The following is a 26,610-nucleotide window of genomic DNA, read 5'->3' on the forward strand; positions in this document are numbered from 1 at the left end:
CGCAGGGGGTCGCGGGTTCGAGTCCCGTCCAGACCGCTTTTTTAAAGCACAAAAAACCTTAGTATATTCCTATACTGAGGTTTTTTTATGTTTTTAAATTTCATACTGGTAGTTCAGTTGGTTAGAATATCCCGATTATCATCGGGAGTGGTCGCGGGTTCGAGTCCCGTCCAGACCGCTTTTTTAAAGCACAAAAAACCTTAGTATATTCCTATACTGAGGTTTTTTTATGTTTTTATAATTTTCAAAATATTTGATTATGTTCTATGTTTATATCCTATTTTCTAAGTCAATTAATAAATTCTATATCGGGTGCACCCAAACCCTACAGAAAGACTTAGGCGACATAACACAAATCACAAAGGATTTACGGGACGTGCAAATGACTGGATCATTGTGTTTGTTCAAGAATTTCCGTCTAAAAAAATGGCAACTTTGAGAGAAAAGGAAATAAAAAATTGGAAATCAAGAAAGAAAATTGAGGAATTGATTGAAAAATTTCAATAATACCATTTAAGGTGTAAATATACCCATAAATTTTAGCCTCTTTTTCGAGTGCATTTACTTGGTGTAACATCCCCCTTTCCCCCTTCAAAGGGGGGGAAACAGTGAATAAATTAACACCGTAAATGATATAATACCTCCTTGTCGAATATCAAACGGCACAATTAAAACCCTTAAAAAAAGACTTGGATAGCTCACAGAAAGTATTTTGATAAAAATGTCCATTCAAATGAATAATCTGTCTATTCTATATAGGATTATTGGAATATAAATTTGTAAAGTCAATAATGACATAACTTTAAAAGAAATAAAATGACAAATTTTAACGTTCCCAAAAAAGAAGAAGTTTCAGAAACTAATCAGATAATTTTTGATAACCTCAATAAAACATTAGGCTTTGTACCTAATTTATACGCAGCAATGGCACATTCTGAGAATGGCTTAAAAAAGTATTTAGAATTTCAGAATACAAAGAGCTCTTTCTCTAATAAAGAAAAAGAAGTAATTAACCTGGTCGTTAGTCAGATAAACGAATGTAAATATTGTCAAAGTGCGCATACTGTTTTAGGAAAAATGAACGGTTTCAGTGATGAAGAGATAATAGGGTTCAGATTAGCTAAAAGTAGCAATACGAAGCTCCAATCATTAGTAGAAATAACAAGTGCAATCACCAGACAAAAAGGAAAAATTGACCATCAATTGGTTGAATCATTCTATACACAAGGATATACTAAAGAAAATTTAGTAGATTTAATTTTGCAAATTAGTGATAAAATTGCAATGAATTATTTACATAATTTGACTCAAGTTGAAATTGATTTTCCGTTAGCAAAAGAATTGTAAAATATGGACAATTATAGTTCAACAAATATGATGTAATGCATAGAATCATACTAATGAGTTAATTAACATCATAAATGGTATTATATACCAATTGAAGAAAGAGACAGAAGATTATGATTGATCAAGAAACTTACACCTTAGTAAATTCTCAAACTGGCGAGCTTGCTTTCAAACTTTATAAATTTGAAAGCATTCGCCATTTAGACCATATTCAAAGATTAAATTATTATTCCCTAATATGGATAAAATCAGGCGAAGGAAATGCGCTCATAGAAGACAAAGAATATAGTTATAAAAAAAATGATTTATTCTCTTTTTCACCCTACCAACCTTTTATGTTTAAAAGCTTAAAAAAAACTTCGGGAATAATAATTAACTTCCATTCTGATTTCTTTTGTATTTACAAACACCATAAAGAAATTGCTTGTGATGGTGTTTTATTCAATAATATATATGATACACCTATTATAAAAATAAATGACTCCTATTTTAAGAAGTTAGACTGGATAGTACAAGAAATTATTGAAGATATACAGCAAAATAATTTGGCGTATAATGAAGCTATTATTTCGCATCTAAAAATATTTTTAATTAACATTTCTAGACTCAAGAAAGAACAAAATCCTATTATCACAACAGATGAATTGAGTGAAGATCGATTTATTACACAAAAATTAAAAAATTATATTGAGCAATATTATAAAAAGAAACATCAGCCGAAAGAATATGCAGAATTACTTCATCTCACTCCAAATTCACTCGCAAAAATCACAAAGAAATACTTTAATAAAACATTATCGACTTTAATTGCTGAACGCATCATTATTGAGGCGAAGAGAGAACTATACCTATCTTCCAAATCGGTAGAAGAAATAGCATTTGAACTTGGATATGAAGATCCTTTCTATTTTAGTAGATTTTTTAAGAAACACACAGAAATAGCCCCAAGTGTTTACAGAAAAACTGTGGGATTTGACAAAGCTAATTACTGAATAAAAACACTAATGACACCTATGTATTGAAGAGCCACAAAGAATTAATAAAGTGCGTAATTTTAACGTATCGATTGATTCTTCAAATTCGAATCAGATCCCATTGTTGATTATCAGAAAAAAATATAAATGAAACTATATGGAATTAGTGGACTAGGAGCGGATAAAAGGGTTTTTGAATTTCTAACTCTAGAATATACTCTTTTTCCAATTGAATGGATTGAGCCTTTAAAAAACGAAACAATAGAAGATTACTCGCTAAGGTTTTCAAAACTTATTAATACGGAAGAGAATTTTGGTATTCTGGGGGTGAGTTTTGGAGGTTTAATTGCCGTTGAAATCAGCAAAATACTTAAACCGAAATTGACGATTCTGATTTCTTCAGTTGAAACAAAAAAAGAATTAAGGAAAATATATCGAATTATCGGAAAGACAAAAATATTCAAAATTATACCTGAATCTCTTTTTGACCCGCCACGCATTGTTGCAAATTGGGTATTCGGTGCAAAAAATAGAAGTTTACTGAATCAGATTTTAAACGATACTGATCAAAGTTTTGCAAAATGGGCAATAAATGAATTGATGAATTGGAAGAATGACGAAAAAATATCAACTCCAGTTCTTAAAATTGGAGGAACAAATGATCTATTACTTCCTTCTCATAAAGGTGAAAATCAAGAACTCATCAACAAAGGAACACATTTTATGATTGTAGATAAAGCGGATGAAATTAGCCAGATCATAAATCGTGAAATAAAAATCTTAACTGCTAAAACAAAATGAAAAAAATACTCTTTACAATTCTTGCCATCAGCTTCCTTATTTTTTTTGGTTACCAAGCAAATATTACATCCCTCCTTTCTACAGGTTCAAAAGGTGAAACCGCCTCATTTTCTTCTTTGGAATTAGAAAAAACAATAAAGAATGGTGATCTCATTTTTCAAACCTCTCTGTCTAATCAAAGTAAGGCAATACAATTGGCTACAAATTCAAAGTATAGTCACATGGGGATTATTTTCATGAAAAAGGGACGCTTTTATGTTTATGAAGCTGTTCAGCCTGTGAAGCTTACACCCATCCAAAAGTGGATTAAACGTGGAAAAAACAAACACTTTGTAATAAAAAGACTCAAAAATGCCGATCGAGCATTAAGTCCTAAGGTGTTAGGTAAGATGAAAAAAATTGGTGAAAAATTTCTTGGAAAGCCTTATGATATCTATTTTGAATGGTCGGATAAGAAAATTTATTGCTCAGAGCTTGTTTGGAAAATTTATAAAGAAGCCACAGATATTGAAATTGGACAACTTGAAAAACTCTCCGATTTTGATTTAAGCCATAAGACCGTAAAAAAGTTGATGAAAAAAAGATATGGCAATAATCTACCCTTAAACGAAAAAGTGATTTCACCCGTGGCGATGTTTCAATCCAATAAACTAGAAACTGTTTTGGCCAATGAATAATTCTTGTGCATTTATTTTTTAGTAAGAAAGCACTTTAGGAAATTCACCTTGCCTGATTCAAAAAAATAAGCAAGAAAAATACTCCCATAAATAGTTTGCCAAACCTTGATTCTCCTTGCTCATATTTCCTTATCTTTGAGTATATCATCAGCCTTTGTCTCACCTATAAAATTCACATAAATGGAATCCAATTATCCTATTTTTAGAAAGTATCAAAAGTTAGAATATGCTTTAGAGACAAAAAAACTACTTGAGGATCATAAAATACTCTGTGAAATGGCAGACAATGCTCCTATAGTTGATGTTACTTTTGCGGGAAATACTATTCAAAACTTAATTGAAATTAGGATTCCACAAGAAGATTTTGAAAAAGCGGAAAAACTATTAGAAAACGAAGCCAATAGGCTTATAGAACAAGTAGATAAGAACCATTATCTGTATCAGTTTTCTGAGGGCGAATTATATGAAATTCTTCTCAAAAAAGACGAATGGAGTGCTTTTGATTACCAATTAGCCCAAAAAATCCTGAAAGAAAAGGGAAAAACGATTGACGAACATTTATTGGCTCAACTGAATAAGCAAAGAATGGAAGATTTAGCAAAACCTGAGAGTAGCCAAAAACCATGGGTAATTGCTGGGTATTTTTTAGCCTTTTTAGGAGGAGCTTTTGGGATCATTACAGGCTATTTTCTTTGGACTTCAAAAAAAACTTTACCCAACGGAACACGAATATTTTCCTACCAAGAAAATGACCGAAAACACGGAAAAATTATTTTCTTCCTAGGCTTAGTCATTCTAATCACTTCTCTAATTGTCAGATGGATACAATTTTTCTAATCTCTTGACCAGAAATCACTTGAAAAGGTTTTGAAGCCTTTTTGCATACGGTAATCATAGCTTCAGCCAAAACCTTAGTATCTAGTGGTCTTTGACTATTCCACAATCCTATTGAATTTAAAAAACGAATTACTTTTGCGGCTATAAGCTCCCCTTTTCTATCACTACCTTTCCTCAAAAGCATCGGTGGACGAAAAATAGTTGTATTCTCAAATCTTAACGCTATAACCGCTTCTTCCAATTGTCCTTTCATTCTAGGATAATAAAATCTTGCATTTGCAGAAGCGTGTGCCGAAGAAACAAGAATATAATGAGTGACCTTATTCTCCTTTGCCAACTGAGCAAATTCGTACTGATAATCATAATCTACAATCCATTGTTTCTCTTTACTTCCTGCCGTTTTTAGAGTGGTTCCTAGACAGGAGAAAAATACAGCTCCTGAAATCATTTCCTTATAAGAAGAAATCTGATCATAATCAATAATATATTCTTGAAGCTTTGAATGTTCAAATCCTGATTTTCTACGTACAAAAATGACTACTTCTGAAAAAAAATCGTCTTTTAACAATTTTTTTATCAAATCGGATCCAGTTGCTCCTGTTGCTCCTATAACGACTGCTTTCATTGAATTTCTATTGAAAGTTAGACTCAAATTTATAAGAAAATTGTCCTGTTTTTCACGATTCACCCAAATAATTTATTTGCTCAAATCAAAATTTATCATTTACTTTGTAACTCAAAGTTCTTTCTTATGACAAAAAATCAACATTTAGAAAACTTATCCGAAATTAGAAATATCATGGAACGCTCCTCAAAATTCATCTCTTTGAGTGGATTATCGGGCGTTTCGGCAGGTGTCATTGCACTTTTAGGTGCGGGATATGCCTATAATATTCTTAATAATACATCGAGAAATACAGGAAAATTGCTCCTTACTATGACCGAAGAGAGCAAGCATGAGCTTTTTTGGTTAGCCCTAGTCATTTTGATTTTAGCCATCTCTTTTGGAGGACTTTTTACCTGGTTAAAAACAAAAAAAACTCAAGGAATGGTATGGAATAACACTTCAAAGAAGCTGTTAATCAATATGCTCATTCCGTTGATTGTTGGAGGAATTTTCTGTTTATTACTCATGTATCACGGTGCTTTGGTTTGGGTAGCCCCTGCTACATTGGTTTTCTATGGCTTAGCCTGTATAAATGCCAGTCATCACACACTTTCAGATATTCGCTATCTAGGAATTAGTCAATTAGTTTTGGGCTTATTGAATTCCTATTTTTTGGGATATGGCTTACTTTTTTGGGCACTTGGTTTTGGGATTCTTCATATTATTTATGGCGGGTTGATGTATTATAAATACGACAGAAACTAGTATGATTGAAGGCTTAAACAAACATTTCGAAAACAGAGTCAGACTTGGGGTGATGTCCGTTTTGATGGTGAATGAAAAAGTTGATTTCAAAACCTTAAAACAGACACTTAATGTAACCGATGGAAATTTGGCAAGTCATATTACGGCTTTAGAAAAAAATAAATACCTCATTGTTATGAAACAATTTATCGGGAAAAAACCGAATACCACTTATCAGGCTACTGTTATAGGAAAAGAAGCGTTTACAAAACATTTAGATGCACTAGAAAACTTACTAAATCTACGTTCTTAATTTTTTTTACCAACTTACTTTGTAATTCAAAGTACTTTTAAATAATTAGAGATAAAAATAGCAAAAAGAAGAAAAATAGCCATTTGGCTACAAAAAAACATCCAACCGTTATATGACAAATACAGTAATAAAAAGAAGGAGAAATGGCAAATTTCGAAACAATATCTGTTGAACCTTCCGACAGAAAGTTTAGGAAAAAAACTAGGAATATTCCTTCACACCAACAATTATAAAATGATTCCTTACCATGAAACACACGATATCTTTCATGTCCTCTTTAATGTTGGAACCAGTTCTGAACAAGAAGGTACGCTTCAATTTATCCTACTGGGAAATGGCAAAATCACACTCTATAGTTTTGGAACTGCAATGATGAGTATCATCCTATTTCCAGAATATATAAAAACTTATTTAAAAGCATTCAGGATTGGTAAGAGATGCCGTGCTTTTTATCATCTCCCCTATCAAAAACTCTTAGAAACACATTTTCAAACAGTCGTAAAAGCTATCGGAATTCCTACTTCCATTCATCATCGCAATACATTTTGGAACCATAAAACTTTATAAATCTTAAAACTTCAGTATCATGAACACACAATCATCATCACCCATATTTACACGTATCGGTTATTTTTTAAACCTCTTGTTTATTTTTTGGATTCTTGCTTTTAGACTCAATTGGATTAGCGATTCACAAAACGGAGAAGGAGCGTTTGCAATACATTTAATCGTATTAGCCTATTGTTTACCAAGTTTACTCGTAAAAAGTTATCGAAAGGATAAAACAATCTGGATTCTTTCAAGCTTAGCATTTTTCCAATCTGCTTATATTCTGAATGGCTATATTACGGTTTTTGAAGCATTTGATACTTGGTATATCCTTCAAATATTTCTGCTTCATATTTTGTATCTCTCTTGGATATTTATTGACAAAACCTCCAAAACAATCCAAAGAATTCACCAATTTTTCATCGGTTTTTTAAGTATAAACCTCATTATTCAAATAATTTACCTCATTCCTATCCTTCCTTATTCTGCCATTGGACTTATTTTAATTGGTTTAGGAATTTATGCTTTTTCTCCTATCATTTATCTGGCATTATTATTAAAAGAGTTGGCAGCACACAATAGAAAAAAACAGATTTCTTTGTGGTGGTTTGGAAGTGGTTTAGCACTCTCTTCTCTAATTATGATTGTGATTATGAGTATTTGGAGTTTTAAACTCAATGCAATACATAAAACTTTTACCGAAACCACTTTACACGAAACAGAGCTTCCTCAGTGGGTACTTCTAGGGCAAACTTGGGGGCAAGATTGGATCTCTGAACGAATCCTGCTAACTGATTTAGAGTTTACAAGTCCTATCAATGGCTTCAATAATATCGGGAACAATTCTTTTAGAGAAAAAAGACGCTTTGACCCTTTTGCTTTTCTAGGTCAGGTTCTTTTTGAAGACATCCAGCTAGATGCCCAAACCAAAATGAAAATTCTCAACGCCAATTTTGATAAAAGACATAAAAGCTATACTAAACTTTGGACGGGAAAAGATCTTTCCACTTCTCAAATTATCAGCAATATAAAAGTCTATCCTGAATATCGATTAGCTTATGTAGAAAAAACAATTGAGATAAAAAATAATTTTAAAAGATGGGGACGCAATCAACAAGAAGCTCTTTATACTTTTTATCTACCTGAAGGAGGCTTGGCAACTTCGCTATCACTTTGGGTAAACGGCGTAGAAGAAAAATCGAGACTTACCACCAAGAAAAAGGCAAGCCAGGCTTATAATCAAATTGTGGGGGTTCAAAGGCGTGATCCTGCCCTACTACATTGGCAAGAAGGAAATAAAATAACGGTCACGGTTTTTCCTTGTACACCAGAAGAAAATAGACAATTTAAAATTGGCTTCACGATTCCATTACAATCAAATAATGAGGAAATTTTATTAGAAGACATCCCTATTCTTGGTCCCGATTTTTCTAAAACTCGAGAAACAAAACATATTCAAATTGCGTCTAATAATCCTATTTATGAAAATTTAAATCTCACAGGATTTGATTTAGTAGGCCCTCAAAAATTTCAACAAACTGCGGGTTATTTTCAGTTTGAAACTCTTAGTATTCCAAAAGTTCCTTTAGGGAAAAAGCCTTTTATTTTCAATAAGAAAGCTTATATCCTTCAAAATCCAACAGAAATCAATCATCCAATTTCTGCAACATTAATCTACCTCGATTTAAATAAAAATTGGCACCAAAAAGAAGTGGAACAATTGCTCTCCAAGTTTCCAGAGAAAAAATTCTATGTTTACCAAAATGGATGGATAAAATTACAAGAGCATAAGCTAGATCAAATAATGGAAAATGCCCAAAAAAAGGCTTATAGTATTTTTCCTTTTCATCATATTTATAAACCAAAAAATAGCTTGGTTATTAGTAAATCCACTGTTTGGACTCCAAATATTGGGGAACTTAAAAAAACTAAATTTGGACAAAATTTTAGAAGCTTTTTGGATCAAAATAAAGATCCAATAAAAGTGATTGAATTAAATACAGAAAGCTCAAATTATTTATCAGGTCTAAGCCAGTTTGGTGCTATTGATTTAAAAAAAACAACTTTTGAAGAAGTTGAAACACTACTCAAAAAAGGGCTTTGGAGTCAACCAAAATTAGATTCAAATGCCATTTACCTACCAGTTTCTAAACTTATAATAACCGAGGAAAACACCCACGAAAACACGCCGTCTGTTGCACCCGACCACCTCATGAGACTCCATCACTATAACTTGATTATGAAAACTATTGGAGCGGATTTTTACCGCAGTGATTCCTATGAATTTGGACCATTGATTGATTTGGCAAACAACGCCTATGTTGCCAGCCCTATCTCAAGTATGATTGTTTTAGAAACCATCAAAGACTATAAAAGGTTTGATATTAAGAAGAATAAAAACAGCCTTAAAAATGCCAAAATGAATCAATCTGGTGCTGTACCTGAGCCACATGAATGGGCTTTAATAATTATTTCATTAATAAGTATTCTTATTATGAAAATAAAAAGATTGTTTTAATGAAGAGTTTATTGAAATCCAAAATCAGCATTTATTCCTTAGCAAGTATCATTTTTATTTTGTTTCTCTTAAAAATAAGAAGCTTTATATATCATGATAGTTTCATCAGTGCTTTAGTTTTTCTTCCATTTATTTTTCGATACAAAAAAATGGAAAAAACAAATTATATTACCCTCTTTATTTTGGTAGTGAGCATTGCTGCTTCGTGGTATTTTCAAAGAAGATCTTTAGTGTATTTATCACTGTTTTCTTGGCTGATTTTTGGATTCAATACATTCCGTTTACAAATCAATAAGCTTACTTGGTTTTGGATTCTTTTCTCCTCACCTGCCTTTTTATATGGAAGTAAAATATTTAGTTTTCCACTAAGACTAAAATTAACCGAAATGGCTGGAAATGTTTTTCAAAATCTAGGCATGAATGTCTTAGTAGATGGAAATGAAATCCAGATTAATGGAAACGCTTTTTTGGTAGATCCTGCCTGTGCGGGCTTACATTTTTGGACAATAGGATTTATGGTTTTATTGGCGTTGCTTTCTTGGAAAGAAAAAAAGAACAATCAAGAATATAACTTATGGAAAATCATTTTTTTTGTGGGGATTACAGCTATTCTTTCGGTTTTTTCAAATTTTTTCAGAATTCTTAGTCTTGTAATCACACAATATCCCGAAAACAGTTTTGGTCATGAAGCTGTGGGTTTGGCTTCTTTTCTTATTTATCTGGTCATTCCACTAGCGTTTATCATTTCTAAAATAAAAGTGAATCATCAAGAAATTCTCAAGAAACAGACCTTTCAAATTCCAAAAAAACTAAGTCTGAAAATGATCTTTACTGTAGCGTTCTTTGGTGGGATTATTTATAGTTTGCCTGTTTATTTTGAGGAAAAAAACCCTTTAACCAAGGAAACCATACCTATACAGCTAGATCGTTACAAGTTTGTAAACGAGAAAAACATGGTCTTCCAATTTCAAAACGAAAGTAGTTTATTATATATAAAACCTTGTTTAAGTGCTTTTGGAAGTTGTCATAATCCTACTATTTGTTGGAAAGGTTCGGGATATCAGTTTTCTAATGAAAAAGTGCATCAACTTGAAGATCATCGATCTATTTATTGGGCAAAACTCATCAAAGAAAAAGAACAACTTTATACGGCATGGTGGTACACAGATGGTGTTTATCATACTGTAGATCAATTTGGGTGGAGAAGTCGTGGAGTGCAATCAGAAAAACCTTTCATGCTGGTAAATATCACAGCAGAAAGTAAAGAAGAACTCTTTCAACAAATTCGTGTTTTGCGATATCAATAATAGAAAAAAGAAATCAAAAGAAAGGATGCTATTTTGTCTCCTTCTTCTTATTCATTTTATATATAATGTATCCAAAAGCTCCAAGAAGATGAACAATTGCAATGATAAAAAGTGTGTAAGCCCAGAAATTTGATTCTCCCATAATCGATTTTTAAAGAATTCAAATTTCGACTTTTTGAAATTAAATAAAGTATCATAAAACACAAAAAAGCCTTTTCTGTATTTACTCAGAAAAGGCTTTAATTCTTATAAGTACTTAGAATACTATTCTATAGTTTCATATTCTTCAATGGAAGGACAAGCACACATCAAGTTTCTATCACCAAATGCTTCATCTACCCTTCTTACTGAAGGCCAGAACTTATTCTCATGCAAATAAGGCAATGGATAAGCAGCTTGTTGACGAGAATAATCTAAACTCCAGTCATTTGCAGTAAGCAAATTAAGTGTATGTGGAGCATTAATCAATGGATTATTATCTTTTGGATATTTGCCATCTACAATTTCTTGTACTTCTTTACGAATACTCACCATTGCAGAGATAAAACGATCGAGTTCTGCCTTGCTTTCACTTTCTGTTGGTTCTATCATCAAAGTTCCTGCTACTGGGAAAGAAACCGTTGGAGCATGGTATCCATAATCCATCAAACGCTTGGCTATATCAGTACTTGTAACACCCGATTCTTCTTTGAAATCTCTACATTCTAAGATCATTTCGTGAGCTACAGTTCCTTTATTCCCTGTATAAAGAATTTCATAATGCTTTTCTAACTGACTCTTAATATAGTTTGCGTTAAGCATAGCTACTTTTGTAGAGTCTGTCAATCCATTTGTACCAAGCATTTTTATATAACCATAAGAAATCAAAAGAATAAATGCGGAACCATAAGGTGCAGCAGAAACTGTATTCAAATGAATTCTTTCAGGGTCTATGGTAGTTATTGGATGATCTGGAAGATGCGGAACTAGTTTTTCAACCACTCCGATAGGTCCCATTCCTGGTCCTCCTCCTCCATGAGGAATTGCAAAGGTTTTATGTAGATTTAGGTGACAAACATCTGCTCCGATAATTCCAGGACTTGTGAGTCCTACCTGAGCATTCATGTTTGCTCCATCCATATAAACCAATCCACCATTTTGATGAATAATATCTGTAATATCTTTTATTCCTTCTTCATAAGTTCCATGAGTAGAAGGATACGTAACCATTAAACATGATAGTTTTTCGGCGTGTTTTTCTGCTTTTTCTCTTAGATCCTGAATATCAATGGTTCCATCATCATTAGACTTTACCACTACTATTTTCATTCCACACATTGAGGCTGAAGCAGGATTTGTTCCGTGTGCCGATGCAGGAATCAATGCGATATTTCTTTCGTGATTTCCTTGTGCTTCATGATAAGATTTTATACAAAGTAAACCTGCGTATTCTCCTTGTGCACCAGAGTTTGGCTGGAAAGACATTTTAGCAAAACCTGTGATATCACTTAAATATTCATCTAGCTCATTAATAATAAACTCATACCCCTCTGCTTGATCTTTTGGAGCAAATGGATGAATTCCAGCAAAAGCTGATTCATTCAAAGGAATCATTTCTGATGCTGCATTTAATTTCATGGTACAAGAACCTAGTGCAATCATTGAATGATTTAGTGATAAATCTTTTCGCTCTAGTTTTTTAATATAACGCATCATTTCTGTTTCAGAATGATACTTATGGAAAACTTCGTGAGTGAGAATCTCAGATTTTCTTGCTAAGTCTGCAGGAATTGCCATTTCGTTTGAAAGCTCAGTAATAATCACTGCATCTTTCTTTTTGGCAGCTGCTAATACCATTACGATATCATTTAGATCCTGAAGTGTTGTCCCTTCATTGATACTAATAGCAATAGTAGTTGGGTCAATATACAAGAAATTCATTCCAGCTTCTAATGCCAAATGATTAATGACTTCTGCAAGTTCTTCTTGTAGATCGATATATAAGGTATCAAAGAAGTGATTATTCACTTGAGAATACCCCATTTTCTCGATATTTTGAGATAATGACACGGCTTTCTGATGAATATCAGATGCAATCGCTTTTAGTCCTTCTGGTCCGTGATAAACAGCATACATTCCTGCCATTACTGCAAGAAGTACTTGAGAAGTACAAATATTTGAAGTTGCTTTATCTCTCTTGATATGTTGCTCTCTTGTTTGAAGAGCCATTCTTAAAGCTTGATTCCCTTCAACATCTTTTGAAACTCCAATAATTCGCCCTGGAATCTGTCTTTTATATTTCTCTGAAGTTGCAAAATAAGCTGCATGAGGCCCTCCATATCCTAATGGAATTCCAAAACGTTGAGTAGAACCTACTACAACATCAGCACCTATAGTTGCTGGATTTTCCAAAAGCACTAGCGCCATAATATCTGCTGCAAAAACCACTTGAGCATCAAGACTGTGGAATAAGTCACAATATGATCTATAATCCTCTATTGAACCTGTAGTAGTTGGGTATTGAAAAATTCCTCCAAAGAAAGAATCATCAATGTCGCAATCTTCTACTTCTCCTATAACAAGTTCTATTTCAAACGGAAGTGCTCTTGTTTCCAAAACTGCCATTGTTTGTGGCAATACCTCATCGGAAACATAGAATTTGTTTGCATTTGCTTTTTTCTTTGATCTTGATCTTGCTGCAAAAAGCATCAACATCGCCTCTGAGGCAGCAGTAGATTCATCTAACAAAGAAGCATTTGCAAGATCCATTCCTGTAAGGTCACAAATAGCCGTTTGGAAATTTAACAAAGCTTCTAATCTTCCTTGTGCAATTTCTGCTTGGTAAGGAGTATAAGCTGTGTACCATCCTGGATTTTCCAAAATATTTCTTTGGATCACACTTGGGGTAATACTGGTATGATATCCCAAACCAATATACGTTTTATACAACTTGTTTTTTTGTGCTACTTCACGGATATGAGCCAAGTATTCAGCCTCTGAAAGAGACTCTCCTACTTTTAGTGGTTCTTGAGACAAAATTCCATCAGGAATAATGTCGTTCATAAGCTCCTCCATAGAGCTTACACCAATACTGGCGAGCATCTCTTGTTGCTCTTGTGCATTGGGTCCTATATGTCTTTTTGAAAACTGATTATAACGCATTTTTCTATGAAAATTTGAACAAAAATACGTCTAAATTTCATTTCAAAACGCCGTTTATACCTAAAAAATGGTGTTTATAATCAAACAATTTTATGTATTTATGTTAAAATCAATAATCGCAGATTATTAAACCTGACGAAGTCCCAATTCTATCGACCCCTAAATCGAGATACTTTTGTGCAGTTTCTAAATCTCTAATTCCTCCTGATGCTTTTATTTTCAAAGAATTACCAATAGCTTTACGAATATTTTCGATATCTGCCAATGAAGCTCCTCTTGTTCCAAAACCTGTGGAAGTTTTTACATAGTCTGCTTGAGCATTTTTACAAACCAAAGCTGCTTTTTGAATTTCTTCTGGTGTTAGATAACAAGTTTCGATGATCACTTTTAGAACACGCTTTTGGCAAATCATCTTTAAGAGGGAAATTTCATGGGCTATTTGTTCCCAATTTGCTTCTTTTACCCAAGAATTATTAATTACCATATCAATTTCTGTTGCTCCATTTTCTATGGCATTTTGTGTCTCAAAAATTTTAGCCTCGGTAGTATTTTGTCCTAAAGGAAAACCTACAACTGTAACACATTCCACAGCACTCCCTTTTAATTCCTTGGCTACTAAACTCACCCAATGCGGATGCACACAGACACCTGCAAATTTTGATTCCTTTGCTTCCTTGCATAATTTCAAAATATCCTTTTTTTGAGCTTGAGGATTTAAGTTCGTATGGTCGATCGTTTGGTTGATGTTTTTCATAATAATTTGTTTTTATAAACTATTCTAAAATTAGCTAATTGCTCTTCTTTTCCATATTAACCATATTACCATAGGTGCTCCCAAAATTGAAGCAATGGTGTTCAGCGGTATTGGCTGATTTCCAAATGGATTTTGAGAAAATATATCAAATAATATAGCCAAAATAACCCCTACTACACTGGATTGCAATATGAGATAATGGTGCTTAGAATTCTTAAAAATCATACGAGTAATATGGGGTACTGCCATGCCTAAAAAGGCAATTGGTCCGCAAAAGGCCGTTACGCCAGCCACAAGTAATGCAACTGCCAAAAAACTTCTATTTCTAACCAATTTTATTGAAACCCCTAATGTTTGAACTTCAAAATCAGATAAATAATATGCATCTAATCTATTCCTTAGGTTCCAAGCTAAAAACCAACCTGCCAATACTAGGGCTAAAAAATATGGGATTTGTGCCGAGTGTACTGCTGTAAAAGATCCCATTCCCCACACAACAAACTGTTTTACCAATTCTGGAGGTGCAATACTTTGCAAAAAAGTAACTAATGCAGAAATAAGATAGGAAAACATGAGACCAATAATCAAAATTGACACATTATTTTTAAATCTTAAACTAAATAAGCCGATAAGCAACATCACAGAAAAAGCACCGATAAATGCAAAAGAAACCAGTCCCCAACTTGAAATAATTAACCAAGAAAAGAAAAATGAACCCAAAGTATAAATCGCTACCCCGAAACTTGCTCCTGCTCCTATTCCCAAAACATAAGGCCCTGCTAATGGATTTCTAAAATAAGTTTGCATGAGCAAACCGCCAATTGAAAGTCCTATCCCAGATAAAATTGCAGAAAATACTCTGGGTAATCTAAATTCCAACAATATAGATCGGTGTATTTCGTTATCTGCGTGAGGATTCCATAAACTTTCAATCATCTCAGAAAATTTAATAGATTCTGCACCTACTGTTAGGTCAAAAAGTACCAATACAATAGCTAAACAGATTAAAATAAAATACCGAAAACTGTGTTTCATTTAAAGTTTCTTAAAAAAGTATAGAGTGTCAAATTTTTCTAATCGGATATTTTGTAAATCCTTCAAAACCTTATCAGGACGAAGATAACCCATTTCAAAATAATCATTTCCTCCATTCTGCGTTACGCTTCCAAAGCAAGAAAATACTTTTTTATTTGAGAAAGATTTCAATTTATCAACTCTTGACTCACTGTTTTTTAATGCTTCTAAGCTAGTAAACATTCCAGGATTGATCCAAAAAGGTGCATCAGAAAAATGAATAAATATTTCTTCAAGAGTGAAAGATGAAACCGTTTGATTTGCTTTCTTATTTGGAAAAAAGAATCCCGCATCTTTCATCAAAATCTCCATATAACTGCCTTTGTTAGGAATATGCCAAGAACCTAAATACGGCCCGTTTATCAAAGTCTTTTTTGCTGTTATTTTCTGATTTTCGAAATTCTTTTTTTGATCAAGATAGGCTTTTTCTACAGCCTTAAAGTAGTTTACAGATTTTTCCCATTCACCAGTAAGCAATCCTATTACCTTTATCCACTCTGCACGTCCTAAAGGATGAGTTTCATCAAATGAAAAGTTATAGAGAATATTAATTCCTAATTTTTCCAATTTTTGATACTGAGGACTATTATAATTAAATCCCGAAGCAATAAAAATATCTGGCTTCTTTGCAAATAGCTTTTCGGGAATAATAGATACACCATCACTCACTTCTGTGATTATACCTTGTGAAACTTTTTTTCTTATTGCGTTAGAAAAATGATACTTAGAGAAATCAATTAACTGCAATTTTTCCAATTGACCCAAAACTTCAAAAGCAATAGAATATTCACAAGAACCTGAACCTATTTTTTGTAATGGAAGTACCATCTTATTGGAGTTTTCGTGACCAAAACTCCATTCTTGAATAAGTTTTTTCTGGTAAAATAATTTCAAGACAACTTCATCACCCTTTTCAATTATTTGAAAGTTCTTTGCCCAATTTATTTCAAAAGTGTTACTTTCTTGGTTTTGATAAATTTTGGTCTCTTTGGGCTGATTACATGAAATTAATAAAAAAACCAGACAGAAATTTAAAAATATACGAATCATTTCTTATAAAGTTGCGAAGGAATTAATCCAGTTTCTAATGAATCCAATACAAGTCCTTTTTGATTATATATCAACAAATTACCTTTTCTAACATAATCTTTGGCATCAGACAAATAAATTTGTTCATTCTCTACCAAAAATCCATAAGTTACTTTATTAACATTAAACAAAAAATCTACCTTTTGATTACTTTTATTCCATTTTCCCACAGTTTTTCCGCCTGCGAGATACAAATTATTATCAGAAAAAGATAAGAAAGAATAATTTCCTTGAAGTTCAAAGGATTCTTTTTTATTATTCTGAACATTCACTTTTTCTAAAAAAGTTTGAGAATCATTGCTAACTAAAACATAAAGTTCATTATTCTTTACAAGAAAATCTTTGATATTTTTCTCCATCAAATATTCACTTATTAAAGCTCCTTGCTTATTTAGTTTTAAAATTTTGTTATTTGGAGAATTTTGAAATCCAATTTGCTTTTGTGCAACAAAAATTTCATTTTCAATAGCGTATATTTTTTCTGTCCATGCATCGGCATCATAAAACTTTTGTATCGAACCATATTGAATATTCACTTTGTAAATAATATTCCCTTTAAGGCTCGTTACCAGACAATTTTTATCATCTATAGGTAAAATATACCTTGGCGTTTCCAGACCGTTGATCGTTTTGAGGAAATTCATATCCTGATCACAAACAATCAATTGGTTTCCATTGTTGATAGACAGAACCCACTGATCTCCCACTTGCGCCATAGACTGAAAAACATCTCCCAAAGGACGATTATTTTGTGCCTTAAACACATAGTTTGCTATTTTTTTTTCTTGCAGATTATAGAAAGACAAGGATGCATTTCCCTGATTAAAATTACCTTCATTTACTAACCAAAAACCATTTTCTAAAGGCACCTGCCCAGAACCATCAACATATTGAGGACCAATTTCTTTATCACAAGAAACCAGCACAAACACACAACAGATAATTATACTAAACCATTTCATCAATTAACTCTTTTAGACTGTTATAAATGATTTCTAATTCTTTTTCACTAATGGTATAGGGTGGCAAAATGTATAATGTATTTCCCAAAGGACGAAGATAAACTCCTCGTTTCATCAAAAATTGAAACATTTTATCACGCTGATTTCCATATCGTTCCCAACTCACATTGAGTTCAAAAGCGAGAATCACTCCTAAAACCCTTGTGTTTTTAACCTTTGGATTTTGTTTTAAACAAATTGCAAAGTCTAAATGGTTTTGATGGATATTTTGGATATTTTGCTGAATTTCTTTGGATTCCAAAAGTTCTATACCAGCAATAGCCGCTGTGCATGCCAAAGGATTTGCAGAGTAAGTATGACCATGAAAAAAGCCATCTGCTATTTGGTCTGAATAAAAAGCTTGATAAATTTCTTCGGAACAACTGGTAAGAGCCATTGGCATCAGCCCTGCCGTGAGTGCTTTTGACATACAAATAATATCTGCCTGATTCTCTAGATATTCTGTGGCAAAGTTTTTTCCAGTTTTTCCAAAACCTGTCATGACCTCATCGGCAATACAAAGGGTTCCGTTTTTTTGGGCAATATGAATCATTTCATCCAAAAATTTTGCAGGATACATTTTCATTGCAGCCGCACCCTGAACTAGAGGTTCAAAGATAAAGCAGGCAAATTCTTTGCTTTCCATTTTCTTTTTGAAATCTGCCAAAATTTCTTCCCAATGTTTATCATTAGGAACTGAAATATCTTCCACTTCCATGACAAAATCAGCAAAAGGTCCGTTATAAACCGATAAACCCGAAACTGCCATTGCCCCAAAAGTGTCTCCGTGAAATGCTTCTTGAAAACACAAGATTTTTTTACGTGCTTCTCCTTTGTTAAAATGGTATTGTATTGCCATTTTTAGGGCAATATCTACGGAAGTAGAACCATTATCCGAAAAGAAAATTTTACTTTGATTTTTAGGTAAAATTTTCATTACCTTCTCCCCAAGTTCTACCGCAGGTTTATGCGTAAATCCAGCAAAAACTACTTGATCCAATTGAGACATTTGCTGTGCAACTTTTGCTGTAATATAGGCATTACAATGTCCGTACATAGCGGTGTACCACGAGGCTATTCCATCTATATATGTATTCCCATTTTCATCCCAAAGTGTACAATTTTGAGCCTTAATGATCGGAATATTTTCTTTTTGAATTTTATGTTGAGTAAGCGGATGCCAAAGAAATTTTTGATCCTTTTCTTTTAATGTCATGAAATACTATCTGATTTCTAGTTTAAATAGTTGGTTGAGTTTTTCAATACTGGTATTCTCATTTCTCAATTTTTTCCATAATTCTATCTCAGATAGGTGCGCTTTTTTTAGCTCCATTTCCTCGATTTTATGTTTTACAATAAGAAAATAGTTCCCCAATTTTTGGCGAAGAAAATTGGTGAGATTTACCCTGATTTGACTAAAACTATCGACTTGTGCTTGAGAGGAAAAAACTATTTCAATAGTTTCCTCTTCTACTAAGCTTGGCAAATTAGCTTCCAGCATTTTGGCTGCTACTTTTTTACCATTTTTTTCAAGATCCTTTGCATACTCTTGCCAGTATTTCACCACTTGGCTTTGCATAATAGAATTTCTCTCTGTTCCACTGAGAAAATCTTCTTGTTCTTCTTTATTCTCTTTTAGGCTAAAGCCTTTTAGAGTGAGTTTATTTTTTCTAGATTTAAGCTTATCTAACTTAGAAGATTTAGATTTTTTTGATCTCTGAACTAAAGGAATTTCCTCTTTTTTAGGAGATTGATAGGAAGAAGAAGGCTCTTGAACCTTTTCTTGATTATGAGCGTCTTTTTGAGCAAGATTTGTGGGTTTCTCCTTAGGTGTTCTTTCCCTTTTTATCTCCTCTAAATAAGCCGAAAATTTCTGTAAAATTTCGGGATGAGGAATTATCCTAAAGGGCTTTTTTTTTTAATACTTTCTAAAGAAGATAATTGCATTAAAGCCAACTCAACAAGCATTCTTTTATTTTTACTGGTACGATATTGGACATCGCATTGGTTACAGATGTCTAAACCTTGAATAATAAAAGTAATATTCGCTTTTTTAGATTGTTCTAAGTATTGTTTTTGGGCTTTTTCTCCTACTTCCAAAAGCTTTACAGTAGCTTCATCTTTACAAACCAAAAGATCTCTAAGATGTTCTGCTAAGCCTGTTATAAAAATATGAGGATCAAAACCTTTATGAAGAATTTCATTAAATGTGAGTAATACTTTCGGGATATTACTATCTAAAATATCCTCCACAATCTGGAAATAATAATCGTAGTCTAAAACATTGAGATGCTCTGCCGTAATTTGATAACTAATATCTTGGGTAAAACTTGCCATTTTATCAAAAATAGACAAGGCGTCACGCATCGCTCCATCGGCTTTTTTTGCAATCAGCAAACTGGCTTCAGATTCTAACTTAACACCTTCTTGGTCTGCAATAAAATGTAATTGTTTTTGGATATCTTTTATCTCAATTCTATTGAAATCAAACACCTGACAACGAGAAAGAATCGTGGGTAAAATTTTATGTTTTTCTGTTGTGGCTAAAATAAAAATAGCGTGTTTTGGAGGTTCCTCCAAGGTTTTTAAGAAAGCATTAAAAGCTGACTGAGAAAGCATGTGAACCTCATCAATAATGTACACAGACTTATTCCCTACTTGGGGTGGAATTCTCACTTGATCCACTAATGAACGAATATCATCTACAGAGTTATTTGAAGCGGCATCAAGTTCATGAATATTGAAAGAATGTTGCTCATTAAACGCGGTACAAGATTCACATTTTTCGCAAGGTTCTGCTCGGTCATCTTTTTCCAAACAATTGATCGTTTTTGCAAGAATACGTGCACTAGACGTTTTTCCTACCCCACGTGGACCACAGAAAAGAAAAGCTTGCCCCAAATGATTATTCAATATGGCACTTTTGAGTGTTTCCTTAATACTGCTTTGACCAACTACGGTGTCAAACGAATGGGGACGGTATTTTCTTGCTGCTACAATATAGTCTTTCATCCAAGTTTTGTTTGGTGTTTCAAAGATAGTAAATGATTATCGAAAATGGTTTTTTAGCCTTTATTTCCTGAATGATTTTTCTTTTTTAAAAAATATATTGGGCAAATTTTACTCGTTTCTCACAACCATTTCTTCATACACCACTTCAAGATATTCCATAACAGGTTCATTTGATACTGCTTTTAAATCTGACCATGATAATTTTACAGGAAAAGCATTTTTCAGTAACCACATCATGACCATTTCATGATTTTCATCCAAGAGTTTGATAAATAAGTCTCTTTTCTCCACTTTATCAAATTTTACGGTTGAAAGCCAATTGTAGTATTCATTGTCGCCTTTTATCACACCCCTTTTAAGCGTGATTCTATTGGGCTTTGTAAGACCTGGCATAAGTGATTTTGTTGTAGTAGGCATGGCTCCATCTCTATATTCCACCACATCTATTTCTTTTGTAAGTCCCACTACTTCTGTAGCAGATAATCGAGATCCACCCCAGTCTATTTGGAAATGGAACTTGCATAATGGGTAACTCATCTTTTTTTTTGTTTTCTATTGCTAATAATACTGTTTATGGTGTTAATTTACTTGTACATTTTAGCTTCTTTTTCGGGTGCGTTTATTTGGTAAACATCACCTTTCCCTTCCCGAAAAATCGGGACAAGCTCTTCAAAGGGAGCTTAAACAGTGAGTAAATTAACACCGTAACTGGTATAAAACGATAAGACTGTTTTAATTTACCGATATATTGCTAAAGATATTATTTTTTAGAGACTTGAAAAGGATTTTTCAATTTTTCAATGAAATCCTTGATATTTCAGAATATTTGGCTTCTTAATATGTTAATTATTGAAGTACTAATTGTGTAGCTCAAGGTTCTTTATTGTAATGAAAACAAAACCTCATGAGGTTCAAGCAAGGCTTCCCCTTGCCATTTAAGCATGAGTTGAGCAGTAGTAAGGACATCTTTTTCACAATAAATAGCAATTCTTTTAGGATCATTTTCTTCCCAATAGACTCGCCCTACTTCTGAGCCATCAATATCATCCTTTGGGCTTGGGATTCCAAAAATTTTGGCAAGGAGTTTTAGTGAGGTAAAATGCTTAAAATCGCCAAATTTCCATAGTTCCATAGTATCTACATGGGTGATTTCCCAAGGCTTTTTACCGGCAATCTGTAAAGAATTGGGTAATTCTAGACCATTGATTAGATACCGTCTACAGAGATAAGGTAAATCAAACTCTTTGATATTATGTCCACAAAATGAATAAAAAGGAAAAGCCGAAATGACCTCAGAAAATTCTTGAAGGATATTTTTTTCATCATGCCCAAAAAAGGATTTGAGTTTCAAAACTCTTTTACCACCTTTTTTTGAAAGGTAAGCTATTGAAATACATACTATTTTACCAAACTCCGCCCAAATACCTGCTCGATCATAGAATTCTTCGGCTGTGAAATTATCTTTTCTTTGATAAGAAGTTTTTTTCTCAAAAAGCTCTTGATATTCTGTATCAAGTTCATCAAAACGTGAATATTCACTTACAGTTTCTATATCAATATAAAGGAGTTTTTGGATATTAATATGTTTCATATTTTACTTTTTTTCGAAGACTTCTTGTGCCTTCAAAATCATTGGATCATCAGTATTCCTTATTCTTTGAAAACCTTTTGAAGACCATAATTTATTGGCTAAATTGAGTTTGATATTTTTCTTTAAGAATTTTATATCCTTCTCATTAAAGCTAAAATCCTTGGGTACTACACGCATTTTTTTAGCTTTGTTTTCGATCCATTTTATCAGTTTACTGGGAATCTCAAAGTTTTCTTGATATTTTTCAATATTGGTTACTTTTAATTCATCCAGATGCCTATCCCAATAGTTAAAAACTGCTTCGTTTACGATATTGTGTGCATAAATGAGTTCAAAATAATGAGAAAATTGGTTGCTATCTTGAGGAATAAAGAAGTCAGGATAAATTCCACCACCACCATAAACAGTTCGACCAGCTTTTGTTTTAAACACCAATGAATCTATTTTCGGAATAGAGTCTTCATTTAAAAGTTCGCCACTTTCTAGTCTTTTATAGAAATCTTGGTAATAATCTTTTTTACCTTTTGAATAATCTCTCTGAATACTTCTTCCAGAGGGTGTGTAGTATCGAGCGGTAGTCATTCTACTTGCAGAACCATCTTTATAAATAAATTGTTCTTGAACAAGTCCTTTACCGAAAGATCTTCTACCTATGATAGTTCCTCGATCATTATCTTGTATAGCTCCAGCAACAATTTCACTAGCAGAAGCAGAGTTTTCATTAATCAAAACACAAAGCTTGGCATTTCTAAAAAAACCATTTCGATCCGAAAAATATTTTTCTTCTGGTCGGTTTCGTCCTTGGGTATAAACGATTAAATCACCTTTTGAAAGAAAGTACTCAGACAAATCTACTGCTGCATGAAGGTAACCTCCCGGATTTGATCGTAAATCAACAATGATATTAGGGGTTCTGCTTTCTTTAATTTTCCTCATTACATGCCCCACTTCTTCAATGGTACTCCCTGCAAAACGGTTTATTTTCACATAATAAGTGTTTTCATCCATTTGATAGGCAACCTCCACGCTTTTTAGCGGAATTGTACCTCTTGTAATTTCAAAAGAAAGAGAATCTGTTTTTCTTTTTACCGAAACGTTTACTTTACTTCCAGAAGCCCCTTTAATTTTAGAGGTAATTTCGGAAGTCAATAAATCTTTTCCTGCGATATTAAAACTATCTACATAAGTTATTCTATCTCCAGCCTCTAGCCCAGCCTGTGCACTTGGACCGCCGTCTATTGCTCTTAAAACGATTAAAGTATCTTCATGCATTTGAAATTCTATTCCTATTCCATCGAAATTTCCTTTCATATTTTCTTTCACAGAAACCATTTTATCAGCAGAAATATAGTTGGAGTGCGGATCTAATTTATCCATAATTTCTGCCATACTCATTTCTACGATACTATCTACATTTACATCATCTACATAGTCTTTTTCAATAGTTCTTACTAGTTTATTGAGTTTACCATTTGAAGAAGAAAATAGACTCGATCCATTTTCTGTATGACCGCCTAATTTTGACCCTATAAAAAGCCCAAAAAAGAGCACCAATGCAAAATAGATTGGATAATATGTTCTTTTGTTTCTGTTCATTTAAAAATGTCCTGTATCCAGTTTTATGATGTCGATATCCGATTTTCTTAATAAATCTACACCTGAAACATCGCTATATTCATGAAGATATACTACTCTTTTTATTCCTGCTTGTAAGATTAGTTTACTACAGTCTTTACAAGGGGAAAGTGTAATATATAATGTTGAACCTTCTGAGCTTTGGGTGGACTTTGCCACCTTTGTCAAAGCATTTGCTTCTGCATGAAGAACATACCAATGTGTTGTATTTTCTTCATCTTCACAGCAATTTTCAAAACCTGAAGGTGTTCCGTTATAACCATCGGAAATAATCATTTTATCCTTTACGATTAGAGCACCCACTTGTTTTCTTTTACAGTAGGATAATTTTGCCCATTCTAGTGCCATTTTCATATAGGCAATATCGTATTTGGTTTGCTTTTCCATCTTATTTTAGGGCTTTTACTCCTTGAAGAATATTTTGATAAACCTCCACCATATTTGCCTCCATCATATATGCAGGAACCGAAATGATGTTGAGTTCTTTATCAATCGCTATTTCTGTCTTTGTTTTATTAGTTGTTCGGGCTCCAATAGATCTCATTCCCTCATGGATGGCTTCTATTTCATAGGGAGATGCTTCTTGAGCATGCCCAACACTCAACTCTGGATGATATTTTGATCCTTCCAAAGCTTTGGCAACAACTGTGGGTCCCATACACATGGCTAAAATTTGCTTCTTTTTATCTAAAGTTTGAAGAATCTTCGTTTGAACCATTTGATCCATTGCTCCATCTTTTCCTTGCAAAGCCCATTCATTAATATTCTTAGCAGCTCCGAAACCTCCAACAATCACTAAACCATCAAAATCATTTTCTTGATAGTCTGCAAAATCTTTTATATTTCCTCTAGCAATTCTTGCAGACTCAACCAGACAGTTTCTTGTTTCGTTCATTTCTTCACCTGTAAGGTGATTCACTACATGGTATTGCTTTTTATCGGGTGCAAAACATTGATAAATCATTCCTTCTTGCTCTAATGCTAAAAGGGTAAAAATAGCTTCTTGAATTTCAGATCCATCATAAACACCAGATCCTGATAATAAAACGGCTAATTTCATTTTTAAAATATTTTAATAATTAAAATGTAGTTTTTCTCTAACTCTTTTTAATACTTCCGAAGAAATTTCACGTGCTTTCTCTGCACCTTTTTTGAGCTCTTGATCAATCACTTTTTTGTCTGCCATCAGCTCATTAAACTTAGCTCTTGGTTCCGCAAATTTCTCACAAACTAATTCAAAGAGTTCTTTTTTTGCATGTCCATAACCATAATTACCTCCTTGGTAGTTGGCTCTCATCTGTGCTATTTGTTCTTCATTTGCCAAAAGCTTATAAATCGAGAATACATTACAAGCATCTGGGTCCTTTGGATCTTCTAAAGGAGTATCGTCTGTAACAATTTTCATTATTTGCTTTTTGAGCGGCTTATTTCCTTGGAATATATTGATAAAATTCCCATAAGATTTACTCATTTTCCTTCCGTCAATTCCTGGAACAGTCATCACGCTTTCATCTATTTTAGACTCAGGAATCACAAAAGTTTCTCCATACTGACGGTTAAAAGCTCCAGCCATATCTCTGGTCATTTCAAGATGTTGTTTTTGATCTTTCCCTACGGGAACAATTTCTGCATCATACAATAATATATCCGCTGCCATAAGAACAGGATAAGTAAAAAGTCCTGCATTTACATCAGAAAGATTTGCAGATTTGTCTTTAAACGAATGTGCATTTGCCAACATGGGAAAGGGTGTAAAACAGTTCAAATACCACATAAGTTCTGTAACTTCGGGGATATCAGACTGTCTATAAAGGATATTTTTTTGAGTATCGAAACCAAAAGCAAGCCAAGCTGCGGCAGTGGCATAGGTATCTTCCATCACTTGTTCGCTATCTTTTTTAGAAGTCAGCGAATGTAGATTAGCAATAAAGAATAAACTTTGGTTTTCAGATTTTTTTGATAATTCGATTGCGGGGATAATCGCCCCCAAAATATTTCCTAGATGGGGAATTCCACTACTTTGAACTCCAGTAAGGACTCTTGACATATTCTTCCGGTATTTTATTGCTAATATAAGCAACTTTACACGGAGCGTAAAGAAAGATAGTGACTATTTTGGTAATGACGGATTTTTGATTAATTATCGAGGTATCTAATTTCTACTTTCAATTCATTTGTGGGCAAAGAATACTCTGCATACCAAGTGTTCTTTTTATTATTTCCTGTTTTTATCCAGTTATCACCTTCTTGGTAAAAGTTATTTACTGTTAAATAATTATGTACATCTATTTCTTTTGTATCAAACTGGAATTTATGAATCTTTTTGTTTTCCATTAACACACAATCTTGGTTTATGGTTGTAGGAATATCTAAACCTGTTCTTAGTTCGACATGGTCAATAACGAACTTATTACAGTCCTTACAGTCAAATATAAAACTGAGAAAAGACTTAAAACCAATAAAAACAACTGCTCCAACTATCAATAGTATCCCTAAACTAAATCTTCCCTTTTTCATCGCTTTCTTTTAATTTTAATTATCAATTTTGTTTTGTTTATGCGTTACATAAAACAATAAATTAATAACAACAATAATTTTGCCAAAAATCACTAATGAACATTACTCTTGAGAAAAATTGA

The 26,610-nt window shown here is 33.1% G+C and carries 27 protein-coding genes and 1 tRNA gene; 12 read left to right on the plus strand and 16 right to left on the minus strand.

From position 1 onward, the window contains the following. Positions 1-105 precede the first annotated feature (105 nt). The 7 genes from N4A45_12980 to N4A45_13010 all read left to right on the plus strand — a co-directional run bounded on the left by N4A45_12980 (position 106) and on the right by N4A45_13010 (position 4,636). Positions 106-175 (plus strand) — tRNA-Ile (locus tag N4A45_12980). 137 nt (positions 176-312) lie between these two features. Continuing rightward, a complete protein-coding gene (locus tag N4A45_12985; GenBank protein ID MCT4666133.1) occupies positions 313-507 on the plus strand; it encodes a GIY-YIG nuclease family protein in 195 nt (64 codons plus the stop codon). A 309-nt stretch (positions 508-816) separates the two neighbouring features. Beyond that, positions 817-1,347, plus strand: coding sequence for a carboxymuconolactone decarboxylase family protein (locus N4A45_12990; GenBank protein MCT4666134.1), 531 nt, complete (start codon positions 817-819; stop codon positions 1,345-1,347). A 113-nt stretch (positions 1,348-1,460) separates the two neighbouring features. Then, a complete protein-coding gene (locus N4A45_12995) occupies positions 1,461-2,339 on the plus strand; it encodes a helix-turn-helix domain-containing protein (protein ID MCT4666135.1) in 879 nt (292 codons plus the stop codon). 129 nt (positions 2,340-2,468) lie between these two features. After that, positions 2,469-3,122, plus strand: coding sequence for an alpha/beta hydrolase (locus N4A45_13000; GenBank protein MCT4666136.1), 654 nt, complete (start codon positions 2,469-2,471; stop codon positions 3,120-3,122). Beyond that, the gene (locus tag N4A45_13005; protein MCT4666137.1) at positions 3,119-3,799 is read left to right on the plus strand and encodes a YiiX family permuted papain-like enzyme; all 681 of its coding nucleotides are present in this window, start codon (positions 3,119-3,121) and stop codon (positions 3,797-3,799) included. Before N4A45_13000 ends, N4A45_13005 begins: the two co-directional genes overlap by 4 nt. A gap of 180 nt (positions 3,800-3,979) precedes the next feature. Next, the gene (locus N4A45_13010) at positions 3,980-4,636 is read left to right on the plus strand and encodes a hypothetical protein (GenBank protein MCT4666138.1); all 657 of its coding nucleotides are present in this window, start codon (positions 3,980-3,982) and stop codon (positions 4,634-4,636) included. Here the strand turns inward: N4A45_13010 and N4A45_13015 are convergent. After that, complete coding sequence (locus N4A45_13015) at positions 4,614-5,261, minus strand: NAD(P)H-binding protein (GenBank protein ID MCT4666139.1); 648 nt, start codon at positions 5,259-5,261, stop codon at positions 4,614-4,616. The two genes, N4A45_13010 and N4A45_13015, sit on opposite strands and share 23 nt — an antisense overlap. A 126-nt stretch (positions 5,262-5,387) precedes the next feature. Here N4A45_13015 and N4A45_13020 point away from each other — a divergent pair, with 126 nt between their 5' ends. From N4A45_13020 to xrtN, 5 genes are all read left to right on the plus strand, one after another. Next, positions 5,388-6,008, plus strand: a complete 621-nt coding sequence (locus N4A45_13020; GenBank protein ID MCT4666140.1) for a hypothetical protein — start codon at positions 5,388-5,390, stop codon at positions 6,006-6,008. Between the two features lies 1 nt (position 6,009). Beyond that, on the plus strand, positions 6,010-6,300 hold the full coding sequence (locus tag N4A45_13025; GenBank protein ID MCT4666141.1) for a transcriptional regulator: 291 nt from the start codon (positions 6,010-6,012) through the stop codon (positions 6,298-6,300). 168 nt (positions 6,301-6,468) lie between these two features. Beyond that, entirely contained in the window at positions 6,469-6,867 is a 399-nt protein-coding gene (locus tag N4A45_13030; GenBank protein ID MCT4666142.1) for a ubiquinone biosynthesis protein COQ4, read from the plus strand. A 19-nt stretch (positions 6,868-6,886) separates the two neighbouring features. Continuing rightward, complete coding sequence (locus tag N4A45_13035) at positions 6,887-9,367, plus strand: XrtN system VIT domain-containing protein (GenBank protein ID MCT4666143.1); 2,481 nt, start codon at positions 6,887-6,889, stop codon at positions 9,365-9,367. Then, the gene (gene xrtN, locus N4A45_13040) at positions 9,367-10,674 is read left to right on the plus strand and encodes an exosortase N (GenBank protein MCT4666144.1); all 1,308 of its coding nucleotides are present in this window, start codon (positions 9,367-9,369) and stop codon (positions 10,672-10,674) included. Before N4A45_13035 ends, xrtN begins: the two co-directional genes overlap by 1 nt. Before the next feature lie 264 nt (positions 10,675-10,938). Here the strand turns inward: xrtN and gcvP are convergent, their stop codons facing one another. From gcvP to N4A45_13115, 15 genes are all read right to left on the minus strand, one after another. Then, positions 10,939-13,815, minus strand: a complete 2,877-nt coding sequence (gene gcvP / locus N4A45_13045) for an aminomethyl-transferring glycine dehydrogenase (protein ID MCT4666145.1) — start codon at positions 13,813-13,815, stop codon at positions 10,939-10,941. A gap of 109 nt (positions 13,816-13,924) precedes the next feature. Next, the gene (gene deoC, locus N4A45_13050) at positions 13,925-14,569 is read right to left on the minus strand and encodes a deoxyribose-phosphate aldolase (GenBank protein ID MCT4666146.1); all 645 of its coding nucleotides are present in this window, start codon (positions 14,567-14,569) and stop codon (positions 13,925-13,927) included. Positions 14,570-14,599: 30 nt separating this feature from the next. Continuing rightward, positions 14,600-15,604, minus strand: coding sequence for an iron ABC transporter permease (locus tag N4A45_13055; GenBank protein ID MCT4666147.1), 1,005 nt, complete (start codon positions 15,602-15,604; stop codon positions 14,600-14,602). Then, entirely contained in the window at positions 15,605-16,693 is a 1,089-nt protein-coding gene (locus tag N4A45_13060) for a hypothetical protein (GenBank protein ID MCT4666148.1), read from the minus strand. Continuing rightward, positions 16,690-17,694, minus strand: a complete 1,005-nt coding sequence (locus tag N4A45_13065; GenBank protein ID MCT4666149.1) for a hypothetical protein — start codon at positions 17,692-17,694, stop codon at positions 16,690-16,692. The genes N4A45_13060 and N4A45_13065 overlap by 4 nt, the downstream gene beginning before the upstream one ends. After that, on the minus strand, positions 17,681-18,949 hold the full coding sequence (bioA, locus tag N4A45_13070; protein MCT4666150.1) for an adenosylmethionine--8-amino-7-oxononanoate transaminase: 1,269 nt from the start codon (positions 18,947-18,949) through the stop codon (positions 17,681-17,683). The genes N4A45_13065 and bioA overlap by 14 nt, the downstream gene beginning before the upstream one ends. 6 nt (positions 18,950-18,955) lie before the next feature. After that, complete coding sequence (locus N4A45_13075; GenBank protein ID MCT4666151.1) at positions 18,956-19,312, minus strand: hypothetical protein; 357 nt, start codon at positions 19,310-19,312, stop codon at positions 18,956-18,958. A 317-nt stretch (positions 19,313-19,629) separates the two neighbouring features. Continuing rightward, on the minus strand, positions 19,630-20,745 hold the full coding sequence (gene dnaX / locus N4A45_13080) for a DNA polymerase III subunit gamma/tau (protein ID MCT4666152.1): 1,116 nt from the start codon (positions 20,743-20,745) through the stop codon (positions 19,630-19,632). 108 nt (positions 20,746-20,853) lie between these two features. Then, positions 20,854-21,282, minus strand: coding sequence for a phage tail protein (locus N4A45_13085; protein ID MCT4666153.1), 429 nt, complete (start codon positions 21,280-21,282; stop codon positions 20,854-20,856). Positions 21,283-21,625: 343 nt separating this feature from the next. After that, positions 21,626-22,336 carry a 3'-5' exonuclease gene (locus N4A45_13090; protein MCT4666154.1) on the minus strand — a complete coding sequence of 237 codons (711 nt, stop codon included), beginning with the start codon at positions 22,334-22,336 and terminating at the stop codon, positions 21,626-21,628. A gap of 3 nt (positions 22,337-22,339) precedes the next feature. Continuing rightward, positions 22,340-23,932, minus strand: coding sequence for a S41 family peptidase (locus N4A45_13095; GenBank protein MCT4666155.1), 1,593 nt, complete (start codon positions 23,930-23,932; stop codon positions 22,340-22,342). Next, positions 23,933-24,358 (minus strand): dCMP deaminase family protein, encoded by a 426-nt coding sequence (locus N4A45_13100; GenBank protein ID MCT4666156.1) that lies wholly within the window; start codon positions 24,356-24,358, stop codon positions 23,933-23,935. 1 nt (position 24,359) lies between these two features. Further along, entirely contained in the window at positions 24,360-25,031 is a 672-nt protein-coding gene (elbB, locus tag N4A45_13105; protein MCT4666157.1) for an isoprenoid biosynthesis glyoxalase ElbB, read from the minus strand. Positions 25,032-25,043: 12 nt separating this feature from the next. Then, entirely contained in the window at positions 25,044-26,018 is a 975-nt protein-coding gene (gene trpS / locus N4A45_13110) for a tryptophan--tRNA ligase (protein MCT4666158.1), read from the minus strand. Between the two features lie 89 nt (positions 26,019-26,107). Continuing rightward, positions 26,108-26,488, minus strand: coding sequence for a hypothetical protein (locus N4A45_13115; GenBank protein ID MCT4666159.1), 381 nt, complete (start codon positions 26,486-26,488; stop codon positions 26,108-26,110). Positions 26,489-26,610 lie beyond the last annotated feature (122 nt).

Source organism: Flavobacteriales bacterium, assembly GCA_025210805.1.
GTDB lineage: Bacteria > Bacteroidota > Bacteroidia > Flavobacteriales > CAJXXR01 > JAOAQX01.